This is a genomic window from Arthrobacter sp. 754, assembly GCF_040548695.1.
Lineage (GTDB): Bacteria > Actinomycetota > Actinomycetes > Actinomycetales > Micrococcaceae > Arthrobacter.
Map to the genome: position 1 here is coordinate 1 of NZ_JBEPSC010000003.1, position 17,782 is coordinate 17,782.

The 17,782-nt window shown below is 65.8% G+C and carries 14 protein-coding genes and 1 pseudogene; 11 read left to right on the forward strand and 4 right to left on the reverse strand.

The features are described 5' to 3' along the window. The first annotated feature begins 323 nt into the window (after window positions 1–323). The 10 genes from ABIA70_RS09450 to ABIA70_RS09495 all read left to right on the forward strand — a co-directional run bounded on the left by ABIA70_RS09450 (window position 324) and on the right by ABIA70_RS09495 (window position 11,197). Window positions 324–2,267 carry a hypothetical protein gene (locus tag ABIA70_RS09450; protein WP_354147355.1) on the forward strand — a complete coding sequence of 648 codons (1,944 nt, stop codon included), beginning with the start codon at window positions 324–326 and terminating at the stop codon, window positions 2,265–2,267. 6 nt (window positions 2,268–2,273) lie between these two features. Beyond that, complete coding sequence (locus ABIA70_RS09455) at window positions 2,274–3,263, forward strand: HAD-IIA family hydrolase (protein ID WP_354147356.1); 990 nt, start codon at window positions 2,274–2,276, stop codon at window positions 3,261–3,263. Window positions 3,264–3,272: 9 nt separating this feature from the next. Then, window positions 3,273–3,521: a hypothetical protein gene (locus ABIA70_RS09460; RefSeq protein WP_354147357.1), complete on the forward strand. Its 249-nt coding sequence runs from the start codon at window positions 3,273–3,275 to the stop codon at window positions 3,519–3,521. 2 nt (window positions 3,522–3,523) lie between these two features. Further along, the gene (locus ABIA70_RS09465; protein ID WP_354147358.1) at window positions 3,524–4,336 is read left to right on the forward strand and encodes a TlyA family RNA methyltransferase; all 813 of its coding nucleotides are present in this window, start codon (window positions 3,524–3,526) and stop codon (window positions 4,334–4,336) included. 13 nt (window positions 4,337–4,349) lie between these two features. Continuing rightward, window positions 4,350–5,375 (forward strand): NAD kinase, encoded by a 1,026-nt coding sequence (locus tag ABIA70_RS09470; RefSeq protein WP_354147359.1) that lies wholly within the window; start codon window positions 4,350–4,352, stop codon window positions 5,373–5,375. A 3-nt stretch (window positions 5,376–5,378) separates the two neighbouring features. Next, window positions 5,379–7,118 carry a DNA repair protein RecN gene (gene recN / locus ABIA70_RS09475; protein WP_354147360.1) on the forward strand — a complete coding sequence of 580 codons (1,740 nt, stop codon included), beginning with the start codon at window positions 5,379–5,381 and terminating at the stop codon, window positions 7,116–7,118. An 87-nt stretch (window positions 7,119–7,205) separates the two neighbouring features. Further along, entirely contained in the window at window positions 7,206–8,951 is a 1,746-nt protein-coding gene (pyrG, locus tag ABIA70_RS09480; protein ID WP_354147361.1) for a CTP synthase, read from the forward strand. Window positions 8,952–8,977: 26 nt separating this feature from the next. Further along, window positions 8,978–9,640, forward strand: a complete 663-nt coding sequence (locus tag ABIA70_RS09485; RefSeq protein ID WP_354147362.1) for an NUDIX domain-containing protein — start codon at window positions 8,978–8,980, stop codon at window positions 9,638–9,640. Beyond that, window positions 9,640–10,656, forward strand: coding sequence for a site-specific tyrosine recombinase XerD (gene xerD, locus ABIA70_RS09490; RefSeq protein WP_354147363.1), 1,017 nt, complete (start codon window positions 9,640–9,642; stop codon window positions 10,654–10,656). Before ABIA70_RS09485 ends, xerD begins: the two co-directional genes overlap by 1 nt. A 55-nt stretch (window positions 10,657–10,711) precedes the next feature. Further along, on the forward strand, window positions 10,712–11,197 hold the full coding sequence (locus tag ABIA70_RS09495; protein ID WP_354147364.1) for an 8-oxo-dGTP diphosphatase: 486 nt from the start codon (window positions 10,712–10,714) through the stop codon (window positions 11,195–11,197). 211 nt (window positions 11,198–11,408) lie between these two features. Here ABIA70_RS09495 and ABIA70_RS09500 read toward each other — a convergent pair whose 3' ends face one another. The 4 genes and pseudogenes from ABIA70_RS09500 to ABIA70_RS09515 form a co-directional block, all read right to left on the reverse strand. Continuing rightward, on the reverse strand, window positions 11,409–12,548 hold the full coding sequence (locus ABIA70_RS09500) for a bifunctional 2-methylcitrate synthase/citrate synthase (protein WP_354147365.1): 1,140 nt from the start codon (window positions 12,546–12,548) through the stop codon (window positions 11,409–11,411). A gap of 66 nt (window positions 12,549–12,614) precedes the next feature. After that, window positions 12,615–13,520: a methylisocitrate lyase gene (prpB, locus tag ABIA70_RS09505; RefSeq protein ID WP_354147366.1), complete on the reverse strand. Its 906-nt coding sequence runs from the start codon at window positions 13,518–13,520 to the stop codon at window positions 12,615–12,617. After that, complete coding sequence (locus tag ABIA70_RS09510; protein WP_354147367.1) at window positions 13,521–15,041, reverse strand: MmgE/PrpD family protein; 1,521 nt, start codon at window positions 15,039–15,041, stop codon at window positions 13,521–13,523. Further along, window positions 15,037–15,692 (reverse strand): annotated as a pseudogene (locus ABIA70_RS09515) (GntR family transcriptional regulator); the annotation flags it as partial. The gene ABIA70_RS09510 and the pseudogene ABIA70_RS09515, both read right to left, overlap by 5 nt. Window positions 15,693–15,879: 187 nt before the next feature. On the opposite strand from ABIA70_RS09515, the gene ABIA70_RS09520 reads away from it, so the two are divergent. Continuing rightward, window positions 15,880–17,781 carry a propionyl-CoA synthetase gene (locus ABIA70_RS09520; protein ID WP_354147802.1) on the forward strand — a complete coding sequence of 634 codons (1,902 nt, stop codon included), beginning with the start codon at window positions 15,880–15,882 and terminating at the stop codon, window positions 17,779–17,781. Window position 17,782 lies beyond the last annotated feature (1 nt).

Sequence of the window (17,782 nt, forward strand, 5' to 3'; positions counted from 1 at the left end):
CACCGCCCCACCAACCAGCCGCCGTCGGGCGTCCCTGAAGACCGCCTCAACTGCCAGAGCGTCCGGCGGAACAGCACATCAACTGCCAGAGCGTCGGCCCCGGCACTGCAGGAGCTGCCAGAGCGTCGTGTTGGGGAGTGTGAAGATTCCCACGGCGACGGGCCAGGTTCGGATTCGTGTTATGGGACGTTGTGCTCTCGCCTAGAATTGACTTCAGATGTACGGACTTCGAAGCGCTTGATTTCGGGTTACGTAGGATAACGAAACACGGAACGAGCGGCTGCGATTGCGCCAGTGGTCGGCTCACAACAGGAGGAATCCCCATGGCTGAGCACAACGGCGGCAACCGCGGTAATGACCGCGGCCCGTTCCGCGGAACAAACAACTCCGGCGGATTCCGCTCCCGCGAGGGCAAGGACAGCGAAGGCCAGAAGCGGGCGCCCGGATCCGGCGATCGCAAGCCCTTCAGCGGCGGAGGAGAGCGGAAGCCTTACGGCGACCGCGACAACAAGTCCTTTGGTGACCGTCCCCGCCGCGAAGGCGACGGCGAACGTCGCACGTTCGGTGGCGGCGATCGCAAGCCCTTCAGCGGCGGAGGGGAACGGAAGCCGTACGGGGACCGGGACAACAAGTCCTTTGGTGACCGTCCCCGCCGCGAAGGCGACGGCGAACGTCGCAGCTTCGGCACTGGGGAGCGCAAACCTTTCGGTGACCGGGACCGCAAGCCCTTCAGCGGCGGAGGGGAACGGAAGCCCTATGGCGACCGGGACAACAAATCCTTTGGTGACCGTCCCCGTCGCGAGGGGGACGGCGAGCGTCGCAGCTTCGGCGGGGGAGAGCGCAAGCCCTTCAGCGGCAGTGGCGAGCGGAAGCCGTACGGGGACCGCGACAACAAATCCTTTGGTGACCGTCCGCGCCGTGAGGGGGACGGCGAGCGTCGCAGCTTCGGCGGGGGAGAGCGCAAACCTTTCGGTGACCGCGACCGCAAGCCCTTCGGTGGCGGAGGGGAGCGGAAGCCTTACGGGGACCGGGACAACAAGTCCTTTGGTGACCGTCCCCGCCGCGAAGGCGACGGCGAGCGTCGCAGCTTCTCCGGAGGCGAGAACCGCAAACCTTTCGGCGACCGCCAGGACCGTGCCCCCCGCAGCTTTGACCGCAGCGACTCAGGCCCCCGTCAATTCGGAAGGGACCGCGCAGAAGACCGCCCGGCCCGCGTTCCCAACGCCCGCGACCTCCGCAGTGCCAACCGTCCCGACCGCGAACGTTCACCCCAGATCGACGAGGACGTCACGGGCAAGGAGCTCGACCGCGCCACCCAGCACCAGATCAAAACGCTGGAAGACAACAGCGCCGAGTGGGTGGCCCGCCACCTGGTGATGGCCGGTCGCCTCATCGACGACGAGCCCGAGCTCGCTTTCCAGCACGCCCTTGCTGCCAGCCGGCGTGGTGGCAGGCTGGCCGCCGTCCGTGAAGCCGTCGGCCTCACGGCCTATGCGGCAGGGCACTACGGCGAAGCCCTCCGCGAATTCCGGACCTACCGCCGGATCAGCGGCTCGAACGTCCACCTGCCTGTCATGGCGGACTGCGAACGCGGGCTCGGCCGTCCTGACCGTGCACTGGACGTCGTGCGCTCCGAGGAAGCCAAGGACCTTGACGCCCCGGGTAAGGCCGAGCTCGCCATCGTGGCGGCCGGCGCACGGACCGACCTCGGCCAGCTCGATGCTGCCGTGGCGGAACTTGAGATTCCCCAGTTGGACATCAACCGGGCGTTCTCCTACAGCCCCCGCCTGTTCCGCGCCTACGCCAACGCGTTGTCCGCCGTGGGCCGTGAGGAAGAAGCCGAGAAATGGCAGAAGCAGGCTGTGGTGGCTGAAAACGCCCTGGGCCTCGCCGTGGATGAGGAACCGGACATCGTGGACCTGGGCTGGGACGAGGAAGAGGAGGCCCGCGAGGAAGCACAGCGCCGTCGCCTGCTCGAGCGTGCCGCCAGTGGCCCCGAAACCGGCCCCTCCGCCGGTGTATCCACAACAGCAGCCGTCGCGGAGACAGCCGGCCCGGAGCCGGAGGTTGCTGCAACAGGCGTGGACGCTGCCACTGACGACGCGGAGTCCGACTACTTCGAGTCTGACGATGCGGAGTCCGATGAGGATTCCGTGGAGAACGACGAGCTCGAACCAGGCGAAGACGTACATGGTGAAGAGGCCCCAGCAGAATCGGACCGCGGCGATGACAACTATGCAGAGCACACCGAAGAACGGGAAAGCTAGCCCGCCATGACAGCAGTTCCCCTGATTTCGCTGTTCGATGCCCTCCTGGCGGACCTGGACGGCGTGGTCTACGCCGGCCCGCACGCCATCCCGGGTGCCGTGGACTCGCTTCAGCAACTGGCTGGTCTGGGCATTGGCCTGGGTTACGTCACCAACAACGCCTCCCGTTCACCGGCGCAGGTCGCGGCCCATCTTCGCGAGCTTGGCGCACCGGCGGAGGACAGCCAGGTGGTCAGTTCCTCACAGGCCGCGGCGGAACTTCTTGCTTCTTTGCTGCCTCCCGGAGCGAAGGTCCTGATCACCGGCAGCCCGGCGCTGGCAGAGGAGATCGAGCTGGTGGGCCTGACCGCGGTCCGGAGCCAGGCGGAGAACCCGGTGGCCGTAGTGCAGGGCTTCAGTCCTGAGGTCGGCTGGAAAGACCTGGCGGAGGCTACGTATGTTGTGTCTGCCGGCGCGCTCTGGGTGGCCACGAATACGGACATGTCCATTCCGCAGGCCCGGGGGATCGCCCCGGGCAACGGCACACTCGTGGCGGCTGTCGCGGCCGCCACGGGCCAGAATCCGCGGGTTGCGGGCAAGCCCGAGGCGCCGCTCTTCCACGCTGCCGCCAAACGGCTCGCCGCGGACCGCCCTCTGGTGGTCGGCGACAGGCTGGACACGGACATCCTGGGCGGCAACAACGCGGGTTTTTCAACGGTGGCCGTCCTGACCGGCGTCGACACGCGGGAAACAATCCTGGCCGCGCGGACCGACGAGCGGCCGGACTACCTCATTGCTTCGCTGAGCGACCTCCACCGCCCTTACCCTGACGTTGCCCAGATTGACGGCGTCTACCGCTGCGGCGATGCCTCGGCGCAGGTCAACGGTGAAACTGTCTGCATCCAGGGGGCCGAGGATGACCTGGACTCGTGGCGCGCCGCGTGCGCGGCCTGGTGGGCCGCGGTCCCGGAAACCGCCGAACCGCGTGCGCCCAAACTCGAATGGCGCACTCATTAGACTGGTCCAATGACTGAGCTGAACCACGAGCAGGAACCCGAAACAGCCCAGCCAACCCCGGTCTGGCCCGAGGCATCCCCGGACGGCATCGACGATCCTTCCGTCGCGGCCATCGTGTCGGCGCTGGACGGGGTCCGGGCCTTGCCTGTGGCTGAGCACGAGACTGTCTACAGTGAGCTGCACGATGCGTTGCTCCACGCGCTCAACGAAGACCACGCGTTGAACGAAGACGCCCCGACGGGCGAGGGCAGGGCTTGAGCGTGGCGCGACTCGACCAGGCGCTGGTGGCCCGCGGCCTGGCAAGGTCCCGGACCCACGCCGCCGCCCTTATTGCCGACGGCAAAGTGAGTTCCGCGGGGAAGGTTCTTTCCAAGGCATCCCTCCAGGTGACTGAGGACAAGGAACTCGCCGTCCAGCACACTGAGGAAGACAGCTACGTCAGCCGGGCCGGACACAAACTGGCCGGGGCACTGGATGCTTTTCCGGACGTCACTGTTGCGGGCAAGAGGTGCCTGGACGCCGGTGCCTCCACCGGGGGTTTCACCGAGGTGCTGCTGCGGCGGGGCGCAGCACACGTGGTGGCGGTCGACGTCGGACATGACCAGTTGGTACCGCAGCTGCGAAGCGATGACCGCGTGGCCGTGCACGAAGGCCTGAACGTCCGGTACATGACGCCGGAGGACATTGGCGGACTGGCCGAACTGACAGTTGCCGATCTCTCCTTCATCTCGCTGACCCTGGTGGTCCTGCCACTGGCGCTATGTACCCGGCCCGGGGGTGATCTGGTGCTGATGGTGAAGCCCCAGTTCGAGATCGGCAAGGACCGCCTGGGGCGCACGGGGGTGGTGAATTCCGAGCGCGAACGCCGGATGGCAGTGGAAAAAGTCGCCAATGCAGCGCTCGACGCCGGGCTGGACTTACGCGGCCTGGCGGCCAGTCCGCTGCCGGGCCAGGACGGAAACGTCGAATACTTCCTGTGGATAACACGCAGGATGACCCAAGACCTGCCTAAGATCGAAGAGCGCCAAGCAGCCATCGAGAGGCTGCTTGGCACAATCTGGCCGAACCACTAGAAAGCGGAACCCGATGAGCAGGCGAGTACTTGTCCTTGCCCACACTGGCCGCGAGGAAACACTGAAGGCTGCCTGGGAGGCCTGCGCCCAGCTGCACGACTCCGGCATAGTCCCGGTCATGCAGGAATCCGAGCTGGCCGACATGGAAAGGTTCTTCGGGCACCTCACGCAGCCCGTGGAGGTCCTGCACGATCACGTCAAGCTGCCGGATGTTGAACTGGTGATGGTCCTCGGCGGTGACGGCACCATCCTGCGCGCCGCGGAGCTGGTCCGGGAAGTGGACGTGCCCCTGCTCGGCGTTAACCTCGGCCACGTGGGCTTCCTGGCCGAAAGCGAGCGCGCCGACCTCGCCCAGACGGTGGAATGGATTGCCCGCCGCGACTACACGGTGGAAGAGCGCATGACCATCGACGTCCAGGTCTGGGTCCGCGGCCAGAAGATCTGGCACACCTGGGCACTGAACGAGGCCGCCATCGAAAAAGGCAACCGCGAACGGATGCTTGAAGTGGTGACCGAAGTGGATGAGCGGCCACTGACCTCCTTCGGCTGCGACGGCGTGGTTCTGGCCACCCCCACAGGCTCCACCGCCTACGCCTTCTCGGCCGGCGGGCCGGTGGTCTGGCCTGAGGTGGAAGCGCTGCTCATTGTTCCCATCAGCGCCCATGCCCTGTTCGCCAAACCGCTGGTGGTCTCTCCCAGATCGCGGCTGGCGGTGGAGGTCCTTAACCGCACCGATGCCCAGGGCGTCCTGTGGTGCGATGGCCGGCGCTCGGTTGACCTGCCGCCCGGCGCGCGTGTGGAAGTGACGAAGTCGGCCACGCCTGTACGGCTGGCCCGGACGCATCAGACGCCTTTTTCCGCGCGTTTGGTCCGCAAGTTCCAGCTCCCCATCCATGGCTGGCGCGGGCCGGTTCCCCAGGCGGAGGCCATCCACACCGGCCCCATCCCCATCGTCCGGACGCCCCGGCCCATGCCGCCGCTACAGGTGCCCTCCGGAGACCAGCCAGACGACGAAACCGATCCCGCGACTGCAAAGTGAACCATGCTTGAAGAACTGAGAATCCGCGATCTGGGCGTCATCACCGACGCCACCCTTCCACTGGGCCCCGGCCTGAGCGTCGTGACCGGTGAGACCGGGGCCGGCAAAACGATGGTGGTCACCGCCGTCGGCCTCCTGCTCGGGGCGAGGTCCGACGCCGGGGCCGTCCGAAGCGGTGCGAAGAGCGCCACCGCTGAAGCCGTGCTCAGGCTCGACGCCGGGCATCCGGCGGTTGCCCGGGCGCTGGAGGCCGGGGCAGACGTGGAGGAGTACGACGGCGGCGCTGAACTCATCCTCGCCCGCAGGTTGGGGGCGGACGGGCGCAGCCGTGCATTCCTGGGCGGGCGTGCCGCCCCGGTGGGCGTCCTCGCGGAGATCGGTGAAACGCTGGTGGTGGTCCACGGACAGTCGGACCAGATCCGGCTGAAGGGGGCCGCCGCCCAGCGCGGCGCCCTGGACAAGTTTGCCGGCGACGCGCTGGCGGGCCCGCTGGGAACCTATCAGGGGCTGTACAGCCACTGGAAGACCAGCCAGGCGGAACTGGCAACCCTCCGCAGCGCCGCGCGCGACAGGCTTCGGGAAGCCGAGTCACTGGAAGCCGCCCTGGCCGAAATCGACGACGTGGATCCGCAGCCGGGGGAAGACGAATCCCTCAAGGCCGAGGCCGTTAAGCTGGCCAACGTCGAAGAGCTGAGAATCGCGGCAAACACGGCCCATCAGGCGCTCATTGCCGAGGATTACGGGGACGCCGGGGACGCAACCACATTGGTGGACGCCGCCAAACGCACGCTTGAACATGTGGCTGAGCATGACGCCGAGCTGGGGCAGGCCGCCGCGCGGCTGGCCGAAGTGGGCTTCCTGCTCAACGACATCGCCACTGAGCTGGCCAGCTACCAGGCCGGCCTGGACTCGGAGGGTCCGGAGCGGCTCGCCGAAATCGAAGGCCGGCGGGCTGACCTGGCCAAGCTGGTCCGCAAGTACGCCCCCAGCATCAACGAGGTCCTGCTCTGGGCCGAAAATGCCCGGGTCCGTTTCGATGAACTGCAGGACGATTCCAGCCGGATCGAGGCACTTGAGGCCGACGTGGCCCGGACCGAAGCGGAGCTCCAGAAGCAGGCCGCGGCGGTCAGCAAGATCCGTGCCAAGGCTGCCAAGGACCTCTCCGGCCGCGTCAGTGCGGAGCTGAAGGCGCTGGCCATGGCGGATGCAACGTTAGTGATCACCCGCGAGGCGGCCGCCTCGCTGACCCCCCACGGAGCGGATGAGATCTCCTTCCTGCTCCAGCCGCACTCAGGTGCCCCGGCCCGTCCGCTGGGCAAGGGTGCCTCGGGCGGCGAACTCTCCCGCGTCATGCTCGCCATCGAAGTGGTGCTTGCCGCCGTGGATCCGGTGCCCACCTTCGTCTTCGACGAAGTCGACGCCGGCGTCGGTGGGCGGGCGGCCGTTGAAATCGGCCGGCGGCTGGCCATGCTGGCACAGCACGTCCAGGTCCTCGTGGTCACGCACCTTCCACAGGTCGCCGCGTTCGCGGACCAGCACATCACCGTCACCAAAACCTCGGTCAGGGGAGCCGACGGCGGCACCGCCACCGGCTTCACCTCCAGTGATGTCCGCCTCCTCGACGGCCCGGAACGCGTGAAGGAACTCGCCCGGATGCTCGCCGGCCAGGAGGACTCCGAATCCGCCCAGGCCCACGCCCAGGAGCTGTTGGACGACGCCAAGCCGCTGCCGCTGCGGGCCTAAAGGCCGTTGCCCCTTGATCGCAGTGGGTCGTGCCCTGCACACTGGAGCATTTGGGGAACAGTTCCTGATCCGGGAAAGGCTCAATTGATGATAGGCTCAAATTCCGTGGTGCAGCGATCAAATTCCCGTGTAAATTCCCGGTTCCCGGGTTCATCCAAGACGACCAAACACATCTTCGTAACCGGTGGTGTGGCGTCCTCGCTCGGTAAGGGACTGACGGCTTCAAGCCTCGGCCACCTGCTGCGGGCCCGCGGTCTGTCTGTAACTATGCAGAAGCTCGATCCCTACCTGAACGTGGATCCGGGCACGATGAACCCCTTCCAGCACGGTGAGGTCTTCGTCACCGACGACGGCGCCGAGACGGACCTGGACATCGGGCACTACGAGCGCTTCCTTGATGAAAACCTTGAGGGCTCGGCAAACGTGACCACCGGCCAGGTCTACTCCACGGTCATCGCCAAGGAACGCCGCGGCGAGTACCTGGGGGACACGGTTCAGGTCATCCCGCACATCACCGATGAAATCAAACGCCGCATGCGGCTGCCCGCCGAGGGCAAGAACGCGCCGGACGTCATCATCACCGAAATCGGCGGCACCGTGGGCGACATCGAGTCCCAGCCGTTCCTCGAGTCAGCCCGCCAGGTCCGCCAGGACATCGGCCGCGGCAACGTTTTCTTCGTCCATGTCTCCCTGGTCCCGTACATCGGACCGTCCCAGGAACTGAAGACCAAGCCCACGCAGCACTCCGTCGCAGCCCTGCGCTCCATCGGCATCCAGCCCGAAGCCATCGTGATCCGCTCGGACCGCGAAGTCCCCGAGCCCATGCGCGCCAAGATCGGCCGCATGTGCGACGTCGACATCGAAGCGGTCATCGGCTGCCCGGATGCCCCCAGCATCTACGACATCCCCAAGACCCTGCACACCCAGGGCCTGGACTCCTACATCGTCCGCGCCCTGGACCTGCCGTTCAAGGATGTTGACTGGACCAGCTGGGACAAGCTGCTCGAAGCAGTCCACAACCCCAAGCACCACGTCGAAATCGCGCTGGTGGGCAAGTACATCGACCTGCCCGACGCCTACCTTTCGGTCACCGAGGCCCTGCGCGCCGGCGGATTCGCCAACGAAACCAAGGTCAAGATCCGCTGGGTCCCGTCAGACGAATGCGAAACCCACGAGGGCGCCGTCGCGTCCCTGGACGGCGTGGACGCCATCTGCGTCCCCGGCGGCTTCGGAATCCGCGGCCTCGAGGGCAAGCTGGGCGCCCTGAAGTATGCGCGCGAAACCAGGCTGCCTGTCCTGGGGCTGTGCCTGGGCCTGCAGTGCATGGTGATCGAATACGCCAGGAACGTAGTGGGCCTGGAGGGTGCATCGTCCAGCGAATTCGAACCTGATTCGAAGTACCCGGTCATCGCCACCATGGAAGAACAGCTGGACATCGTCGAGGGCAAGGGCGATCTGGGCGGCACGATGCGCCTCGGGCTCTACGAAGCCAAGCTGGATGAAGGTTCAGTCATCGCCGAGACCTACGGAACTACCGAGGTCAGCGAACGGCACCGCCACCGCTATGAGGTCAACAACAAGTACCGCGAGCAGATTGCGGCCCAGGGGCTGGTCTTCTCGGGAACGTCGCCGGACGGCAAGCTCGTGGAGTACGTCGAACTGCCGCGCGAAGTGCACCCGTACTATGTAGCCACCCAGGCACACCCGGAGCTCAGCTCGCGCCCCACCCGGCCGCACCCGCTGTTCGCCGGGCTGGTCAAGGCTGCCCTGGACCACCAGAACGCGCAGGACGTGCTGGCAATCAAGCCCGTACGCACGGTTGCCGCCAACTAGTCAACGACGAATCTGAGGACGGCGCGATGCCCGGAATTCCTGAAACCCCCTCTGCAGCGCGGAGGGTTTCGGATGCACCGAGCCCGCGCCGTCTTCTTTCTACCGAGAAAGTCTACGAAGGCCGGATCTGGGACGTCGTCAGTGACAGCTTCAAGCTCAGCGAGTCCGGCGAGGCTTTAACGCGCGACTACATCGACCATCCGGGCGCCGTAGCAGTCCTGCCGATGAATGCCGCCGGTGAGATCCTGCTCATCAAGCAGTACCGCCATCCGGTGGGCATGGATCTATGGGAAATCCCAGCCGGCCTCCTGGACGTGGAGGGTGAGGATTTTGTGGTCGGTGCCGCCCGCGAACTTGCCGAAGAGGCGGACCTTGCAGCCGCACAGTGGAATGTCCTGGCAGACTTCTTCAACTCACCGGGCTCCTCCAGCGAAGCAATCCGGATTTATCTGGCCCGCGGCCTTACGGACGTTCCGCACCACGAGCTTCACGAGCGTACCGACGAGGAAGCCGAGATCGAATTCCACTGGATCAGCCTTGACGATGCGGTGGCGTCCGTCCTGGCCGGCCGGCTGCACAACCCTTCCGCCGTCGTCGGAATCCTGGCTGCCGCAGCAGCACGCGCTGACGGCTTTGCCGGGTTGCGGCCCGCGGATGCGCCCTGGCCCGCGCACCCCAGCCAGCGCTGATGTCGGCAGAACCTACCCTCAAAGCGTCCCCTGCGGACACGCCTGCAGCCGCGCCTGCAGCGGTGGCCCCAGCCGCGCCGCCCACCGCCATCGACCGCGCCATCACTGAGTACCTTCAACACATGGGCGTCGAACGGGGGCTGGCCCTGAACACGCTGTCCGCTTATCGCCGGGACCTGACCCGGTACTCCCGTTACCTTGCAGCCGAGGGCTGCCGGACGCCGGACCAGATCACCCGCCACCACGTCACCGGCTACGTCATGGCCCTCACGGACGGATCCGACGGCGGCACGGCCCTGGGTGTCAGGTCCGCGGCCAGGACCGTCGTGGCGGTTAGGGGACTGCACAAATTCTGGGCCCTTGAGGGCGTCACCACCACGGACCCGGCCAGCGACGTCCACCCGCCGCTGCCAGGCAAGCGACTGCCCAAGGCCATCAGCGTGGATGAAGTCACCAGGATCCTGGAGGCAGCGGGAACGGACACGGCCACCGGCCTCCGCGACCGTGCCCTTCTGGAGTTCCTTTACTCCACCGGCGCGCGGATCAGTGAAGCCGTGGGCCTGGACGTTGACGATATCTCACTGCAGGAAGCGGAATCCGGCCCTGCGATCGTCCGGCTGTTCGGCAAGGGCTCAAAGGAACGGCTGGTACCGCTCGGATCCTACGGGGCGCGGGCACTGGATGCTTATCTGGTACGCGGCCGGCCGTTGCTGGCGGCAAAGGGCAAGGGCACGCCCGCGCTGTTTCTGAATGCCCGCGGCGGGAGGATCAGCCGACAGAGTGCGTGGACCATCCTGAAGGCGGCGGCGGAGAAAGCCAACATCACCAAGGACGTCTCACCGCACACCCTGCGGCATTCCTTCGCAACGCACCTGCTCGAGGGCGGCGCGGACGTCCGCGTGGTGCAGGAACTGCTGGGCCACGCCTCGGTCACCACCACCCAGGTCTACACACTTGTCACGGCTGACACCCTCCGCGAGATCTACGCCGCCGCCCACCCCCGGGCGCTGGGCTGAAGGGATTCCACCGGGGACCGCCGCCGGACACGGCTACAGCTATAAGGTTGAGGGCATGACTTTCACTCCTGTCACGCTGTGTTTCCTGACCCGCGAATCGGACGGCGTGGCACAGGTCCTGCTGGGGCTGAAGAAGACAGGGTTCGGCCGCGGCAAAGTGGTGGGCCTGGGCGGCCATGTGGAAGCGGGGGAATCCGAAGCCGAAGCTGCATGCCGTGAAGTCCTGGAGGAATCCGGCGTCATCGTCCTGCAGGAGGACCTCAGTGACGCCGGCGTGGTCACCTTCGACTTCCCGGCCCGCCCCGAATGGAACATGACCTCGCGGTTGTTCGTCGCTGCCCGCTGGGCCGGGGAACCGGCCGAAAGCGCGGAGATCCGGCCGGAATGGTTCGACGTCGAAGCATTGCCCGTGGAGCGGATGTGGCAGGATGCGGCGCACTGGCTGCCGTTGGCCCTGAACGGGACCGTACTGCGCCTCACGGTGGTGCTGAACGGTGACAATGAAACCGTCAGGGAAGTGCTCGACTACTCAAACCGTTGAGCCTGCCTCCCAGGATGCCCGCCTCTTTAATGCAACGCGGGGTCACTTTTGGCCCGATAAACCGGGATCATCGGGCCAAGAGTGACCCCGCGTTGCGGTAGACCGAACCGCCCGCCCGCACTTCCCGGAGAACGCCGACGGCGGCGGGCCGGTCACCTCGCAGGGTGACCGGCCCGCCGTCGTAAGTCCCGCCCTCGTATCTTTCCCGCGATCAGGGAACGTGCCGCTCCTCAACGCCGTTGTATTCGCTCAGCGGACGGATCAGCGAATTCGAGTCGAGCTGCTCCATGATGTGCGCCGTCCAGCCGGTGATGCGGCTGGCGACGAACAGGGGAGTGAACGTCTGCGTATCGAACCCCATGAGGTGATACGTGGGGCCGGCGGGATAGTCGAGGTTCGGCTTGATCCCCTTGGCCTCGTCCATGGCGGATTCGAGGCCGTTGTACAGCCCGAGTAGCTCGGGGCGGCCGTAGTGGGCGATCATTTTGTCCAGGGCGGCCTTCATGGTGGGCACGCGGGAGTCGCCGTGCTTGTAGACGCGGTGCCCGAAGCCCATGACCTTTTTCTTGTGGGCCAGGGCTTCCTCCATCCACGTTTTTGCGCGGGCAGCGGCCTCGTCGAGTGATTCCTCGGACCGGATCCCGATCTCATCGAACGTGTGCATGACAGCCTCGTTGGCCCCGCCGTGGAGTGGGCCCTTCAGAGCACCGATCGCACCGGTGACCGCTGAATGCAGGTCCGAGAGTGTGGACGTTATTACCCGGGCGGTGAACGTGGAGGCGTTGAAGGAGTGCTCGGCGTACAGGATCATCGAGACATTGAAGGCCTCCACGACCTCCGGTACCTGTTCCTCACCAAAGGCCATCCAGAGGAAGTTGGCCGAATACCCCAGGTCATCCCTGGGTTCCACGGCCTCCTGCCCATGGCGTCGGCGCTGGTCATAGGCCACTACCGCAGGCATCGCAGCGAAAAGGTCCACTGCTTTGGCCATGTTGGCTTCCCGTGAAGAGTCCTCGGCCAGCGGGTGACGCGCACCCATCACGGACGCTGCGGTCCGGCAGACATCCATTGGATGGGAGCTTGTGGGCAGGGTATCGACGACCTGCTTCACCACCGGGTCCAGGGCGCGCCCGGCCCGTTCCCGGGCCGTAAACCCGGCCAGTTCCTCGGCCGTGGGGAGCTCTCCGTTCCACAGCAGGAACGCCACTTCCTCAAAACTGCACCTGGCGGCAAGCTCCTGCACCGGATAGCCCCGGTAAAGCAGGGAATTGGTGTCGGGGTTGACCTTCGAGACGGAGGTGTAATCCACCACGACGCCGGCGAGACCCTTTTTGATGTCCTGTTCAGCCATGCTGAAACTCCTTTGTTCCTGTCGCCTGTTGTGCCGGCCGGAGCCGGAGCTGTGGGTGTGGTTGGGTCAGTTGGTTCCGGGGATCTGGAAATTGAACACCCCGGTGTCGAAGCGGTTGTAGGCCTCATAATCAACGAGGTCGTACAAACGCGCACGGGTCAGCATGTGTGAGACCTGCGCCTCCTGTGTTCCGTCTGCCTTAATCGATTCCAGCGTACGCTCCGCGGCCCCCATGGCACTACGGAGCAGCGTCACCGGATATATCACCATGTTCACGCCGACGCCGGCGAGCTGTTCCACCGTGAAAAGGTCACTCTTCCCGAACTCAGTCATGTTGGCCAGGATCGGCACGTCCACGGCATCGCGGATGGCCTGGAACTCACTCAGGTCCCGCATGGCCTCCGGGAAGATGGCGTCAGCCCCGGCCTCAACCAGCGCCTTCGCCCGCGACTGCGCCGCTTCCAGCCCGTCCGTGGCGCGGATGTCTGTTCTGGCCATGATGAGGAAGTTCGGGTCGCGGCGGGCATCCGCTGCGGCACGGATGCGTTTGGTGGCGGTATCGAGGTCCACCACGTTCTTGCCGTCCAGGTGCCCGCAGCGTTTGGGGTTGAACTGGTCCTCGATGTGCAGTCCGGCGAGGCCTGCGTTCTCAAGTTCCTGGATGGTGCGGGCAACGTTCATGGGCTCACCGAAGCCGGTGTCGGCGTCGACGAGGCACGGCAGTTCGGTCATCCGGGCGATTTGCCCTGCCCGGGTGGCCACTTCGGTCAGCGTGGTCAGGCCGATGTCCGGCAGCCCAAGGTCGTTGGCCAGGACGGCGCCGGAGATGTAGACGCCGGCGAAGCCTTTCTCCTCGATCAGGCGGGCAGAGAGCGGGTTGAAGGCGCCCGGGAACTGCGCGATGGTGCCGGAGGCCAGGAGTTCGCGGAGGCGGATCCGCTTCTGTTCGGGCGTGGTGCTGGAGTAGAGCATTTAGAACAGCCCCTGGGGTGCATTGCTGAGGTCGATGACGCCGGGGGCTGCCGTGATGTTCAGCTGGTCCAGCTCGCCCGGACCAAGATCGGCCAGGCCTTCGGCGGCTGCAAGGAAACGCTCGATCTCCTGTTCTTCAACCAGGCCGGCAGCCAGGGTGCGGAACTTGGTCAGGTACTGGTGCCGCGCGAACGGGCGGGCGCCGAGCGGGTGGGCGTCGGCGACGGCGATCTGGTCGGTGATGACAGTGCCGTCGTTGAGGGTGATCTCCACGGAGCCGCCGAAGGCCTTCTCCGCGATGTCCACGGAGTGGTAGCGGCGGGTCCATTCCGGATCCTCCCGGGTGGTGACCTTGTGCCACAGCTCCACGGTGTCCGGCCGGCCTGCACGCTCGGGGGAGTACGAGTCAACGTGGTGCCAGGAACCGTCCTGGAGTGCCACCGTGAAAATGTACGGGATCGAGTGGTCCAGGGTTTCGCGGCTGGCGGTGGGGCTGTACTTCTGGGGGTCGTTGGCGCCGGAGCCGATCACGTAATGGGTGTGGTGGCTGGTCTTGATCAGGATGGATTTGACGTTGGCCGGGTCTGTGGTTTCCGGGTGTTCCCTGTGGAGTTTCCGGGCCAGATCGATCCAGGCCTGGGCCTGGTATTCGGCCGAATGTTCCTTGGTGTAGGTGTCCATGATGGCGCGTTTGGCCTCGCCGGCCTCCGGCAGCGGGACCTCGTAGGAGGCCTCCGGGCCATCGAGCATCCAGGCGATGAAACCGTCTTCGCCCTCATAGATCGGTACAGGCGAGGTCTGGCCGCGCATGGAGCGGTCCACGGCCTCCACGGCCATCTTGCCCGCGAACGCCGGTGCGTGTGCCTTCCATGTGGAGATTTCGCCCTTGCGGGACTGCCGCGTGGCGGTGGTGGTGTGCAGCGCCTGGCCGACGGACTGGAAGATGGTCTCGACGTCGAGCCCCAGCAGGGTGCCGATGCCGGCCGCGGCGGAGGGGCCAAGGTGCGCCACATGGTCGATCTTGTGCTTGTGCAGGCAGATTGCCTTGACCAGGTTTACCTGGATCTCGTAGCCGGTGGCGATGCCGCGGATCAGGTCCCTGCCGCCGGCGCCAACATGCTGTGCCACCGCAAGGATCGGCGGGATGTTGTCACCGGGGTGGGAGTACTCGGCGGCAAGGAAGGTGTCGTGGTAGTCCAGTTCGCGGACGGCGACGCCGTTGGCCCACGCTCCCCATTCCGGGGCAACACGGTCAGTGATGCCGAAGACGCTGGCGCCCTTGCCGTTGGTGGTCGGCGAATGAGTCAGGGCCTGGGCCCGGGCCGCCACGATCGGGCCGCGGTTCAGCGATGCGATCGCAACAGAGGCGTTGTCAATGACCCGGTTGATCACCATTTCAGTGACCTCCGGGGTCACTTCCACCGGGTCGGCAGCGACAACGGCGATCTTGTGGGCCAACTGGTCCTCGCGGGGGAGGTTTTCTTCGCTCTTGTAGACACGGACGTGGTTGAGCTTGACCATGGTGCTCCTTTAGTGCGGTGTGTGGGTTGCTTTGACGTGGGAAAGGCTGCGGTGCAGATGCACGGTGGTGGCGGCTGCAGCGAGCTTGGCGTTGCCATCGGCAATGGCTTCGGCAATCGCCGCATGCTCAAGGGCTGCCGCGTGAAGGCGGAGGGCGTCGTCCGCCGCGAGGCGGCGTACCCGGACCAGGTGAACGCGCAGGCTTCGCATCGCCTGGGCGAGGTAGGAATTGGAGATTGCGGAGTCGATCGCCTCGTCCAGCCTGGCCACCAGGGCGTAGTAGTCGTGCCGGGCGGGATCCGAGCCGGAGATCAGTTCCGGGGCGCGGAGGAGGTCCTCGTGCAGTTGGGCGAACACTGCGCGCTCGCCGCGTTCGGCGGCCAGCGCCGCCGCCTTGCCCTCCAGGGTTTCGCGCAGTTCGAACATCTCGTCGATGTCATCGAGTGAGATGTCGGTGACGACGACGCCGCGGCCGCCCGCCGCCGTCGTCAGTCCCTCTGCACTCAGCCGGCTGAGCGCCTCCCGGAGCGGCGTGCGTGAAACTCCCAGACGCTCAGCCTGCTCAACCTCAGCCAGGACGGTACCCGGTGCCAGCCGCCATTCAACGATGTCATCGCGCAATGCGGCGTAGGCTTTGTCGCTGGCTCGCATCGCTGCCTCCTTCATTGGTTGGCTGAACAACAACTCTTCGACCCAGTGTATACACAGCACTCGAAAATAGATAGATTTGGCTATGAGAAGACCCTGGCAGCGGGGCTCTGTATACATAGCTCTTGTGGAAAACTCACCCACCGGGCTAGCATGGCCCCATCACAACGTCGTGGACGGGATGCATTTCATGGTTACCAAGAGCTATCCGAACAGCTACACACAGAGCCTGGCCAACCCCGGGGACTTCTGGCTGGATGCTGCAGCCAGGATCTCCTGGGCTAAACCGCCCCGGCAGGGCGTCGACTCCAGCAGTACGCCGCTGTTCCGGTGGTTTCCTGACGGCATCCTGAACACTTCCTACAACGCCCTTGACCGGCATGTGGAGGCGGGGCGCGGAGACCAGGATGCGCTCATCTACGATTCCGCGATGCTCGGGACCCGGCGCCGGTTCACCTACGCGGAACTCACCGGCCTTGTGGCCCGCTTCGCCGGTGTGCTCCGCCGGCACGGAGTTGGCAAGGGCGACAGAGTGGTGATCTACATGCCGATGATTCCCGAGGCCGCCATTGCGATGCTGGCCACCGCACGGCTGGGAGCGGTGCATTCTGTGGTGTTCGGCGGGTTTGCGCCCAAGGAACTGGCGGCCCGCATCAGGGACGCCGCTCCGGCGCTGGTGGTCACGGCATCCGGCGGCATCGAACCCTCCCGCCGGATCGAATACCTCCCTGCGGTGCAGGAAGCACTGCAGTTGGCCGGAGCCCCCGGACTTCCGGTGATTGTCAGGTCGCGGGAGGGGTTCTCCTCCACAACCGCGGACCACGCCGGGTGGCTGGACTGGGACACTGAGATGGCCTCCGCGGAGCCGGCGGCTCCCGTGGAGGTCAAGGCAACGGACCCGCTCTACATCCTCTACACCTCCGGAACCACCGGAACTCCCAAGGGGGTTGTACGGGATAACGGCGGCCATGCCGTGGCGCTCAGCTGGACCATGGAAAACATCTACGACATCGGTCCCGGGGACGTGATGTGGACAGCCTCCGACGTCGGCTGGGTGGTGGGGCACTCCTACATCGTCTACGGACCGTTGTTGGCCGGTGCCACCACCGTCCTCTATGAAGGAAAGCCGGTGGGAACTCCTGACGCCGGTGCTTTTTGGCGCGTGATCGAGGAGCACAAAGTCAATGTGCTGTTTACCGCGCCCACGGCCCTGCGCGCCATCAGAAAAGCCGATCCCGACGCGAAGCTCCTGAAGGACTACGATATCTCCAGCCTGCGGACGCTCTTCGTCGCGGGGGAGCGGCTGGATACGGATACCTTCCACTGGGCATCGCAGACCCTGGGCGTGCCGGTGGTGGACCACTGGTGGCAGACCGAGACGGGCTGGGCCATCTGCGCCAACCCGCGCGGGCTGGACCAGCTCCCCATCAAGGCAGGCTCGCCGAGTGTTCCCATGCCGGGGTTCCAGCTCAAGATCGTCGACGGGCTGGGGGAGGAAGTTGAAGCCGGAACCGAAGGAAACATCGTGCTCGGCCTCCCTTTGCCGCCAGGAACACTGACCACCCTCTGGGGCGACGACGAACGCTACGTTTCCTCCTACCTCCAGGCTTTCGAGGGCTACTACGCCACCGGCGACTCCGGCTACCGGGACGGGGACGGTTATGTCTTCGTCATGGGCCGTACTGATGACATCATCAACGTGGCCGGTCACCGGCTGTCCACGGGCGCCATGGAGCAGGTCATCGGCCAGCACCCGGCCGTGGCTGAGTGCGCGGTGATCGGGCTCGCGGATCCTTTGAAGGGCCAGCGGCCGAGCGGGTACGTGGTGCTGAAGTCAGGGGTAGAGGTGGAAGAGGACATCCTGGTCAAGGACCTGATCGCCCTGGTCCGCCGGGACATCGGAGCTGTCGCGGATTTCAAGCACGTGGCCGTGGTTGATGCCCTGCCGAAGACCCGTTCGGGCAAGATCCTCCGCAAGACCATGCGGCAGATTGCCGACGGCGAGGAGTACGTGGTGCCCTCCACCATCGAGGACGCCGGAGTGATCGATCAATTGATCGGCACGCTGCGCCCGGGTGCCGCCGGGCACTGAG

What these genes read in the sequence shown, in the direction of transcription:
- ABIA70_RS09485 (WP_354147362.1), top strand. Translation starts at nt 8,978, where the DNA reads ATGCCCGGAATTCCTGAAACCCCCTCTGCAGCGCGGAGGGTTTCGGAT.
- ABIA70_RS09455 (WP_354147356.1), top strand. Translation starts at nt 2,274, where the DNA reads ATGACAGCAGTTCCCCTGATTTCGCTGTTCGATGCCCTCCTGGCGGAC.
- recN (WP_354147360.1), top strand. Translation starts at nt 5,379, where the DNA reads ATGCTTGAAGAACTGAGAATCCGCGATCTGGGCGTCATCACCGACGCC.
- prpB (WP_354147366.1), bottom strand. Translation starts at nt 13,520, where the DNA reads ATGCTCTACTCCAGCACCACGCCCGAACAGAAGCGGATCCGCCTCCGC.
- ABIA70_RS09470 (WP_354147359.1), top strand. Translation starts at nt 4,350, where the DNA reads ATGAGCAGGCGAGTACTTGTCCTTGCCCACACTGGCCGCGAGGAAACA.
- pyrG (WP_354147361.1), top strand. Translation starts at nt 7,206, where the DNA reads ATGATAGGCTCAAATTCCGTGGTGCAGCGATCAAATTCCCGTGTAAAT.
- ABIA70_RS09460 (WP_354147357.1), top strand. Translation starts at nt 3,273, where the DNA reads ATGACTGAGCTGAACCACGAGCAGGAACCCGAAACAGCCCAGCCAACC.
- ABIA70_RS09510 (WP_354147367.1), bottom strand. Translation starts at nt 15,041, where the DNA reads ATGGTCAAGCTCAACCACGTCCGTGTCTACAAGAGCGAAGAAAACCTC.
- ABIA70_RS09500 (WP_354147365.1), bottom strand. Translation starts at nt 12,548, where the DNA reads ATGGCTGAACAGGACATCAAAAAGGGTCTCGCCGGCGTCGTGGTGGAT.
- ABIA70_RS09520 (WP_354147802.1), top strand. Translation starts at nt 15,880, where the DNA reads ATGGTTACCAAGAGCTATCCGAACAGCTACACACAGAGCCTGGCCAAC.
- ABIA70_RS09450 (WP_354147355.1), top strand. Translation starts at nt 324, where the DNA reads ATGGCTGAGCACAACGGCGGCAACCGCGGTAATGACCGCGGCCCGTTC.
- xerD (WP_354147363.1), top strand. Translation starts at nt 9,640, where the DNA reads ATGTCGGCAGAACCTACCCTCAAAGCGTCCCCTGCGGACACGCCTGCA.
- ABIA70_RS09495 (WP_354147364.1), top strand. Translation starts at nt 10,712, where the DNA reads ATGACTTTCACTCCTGTCACGCTGTGTTTCCTGACCCGCGAATCGGAC.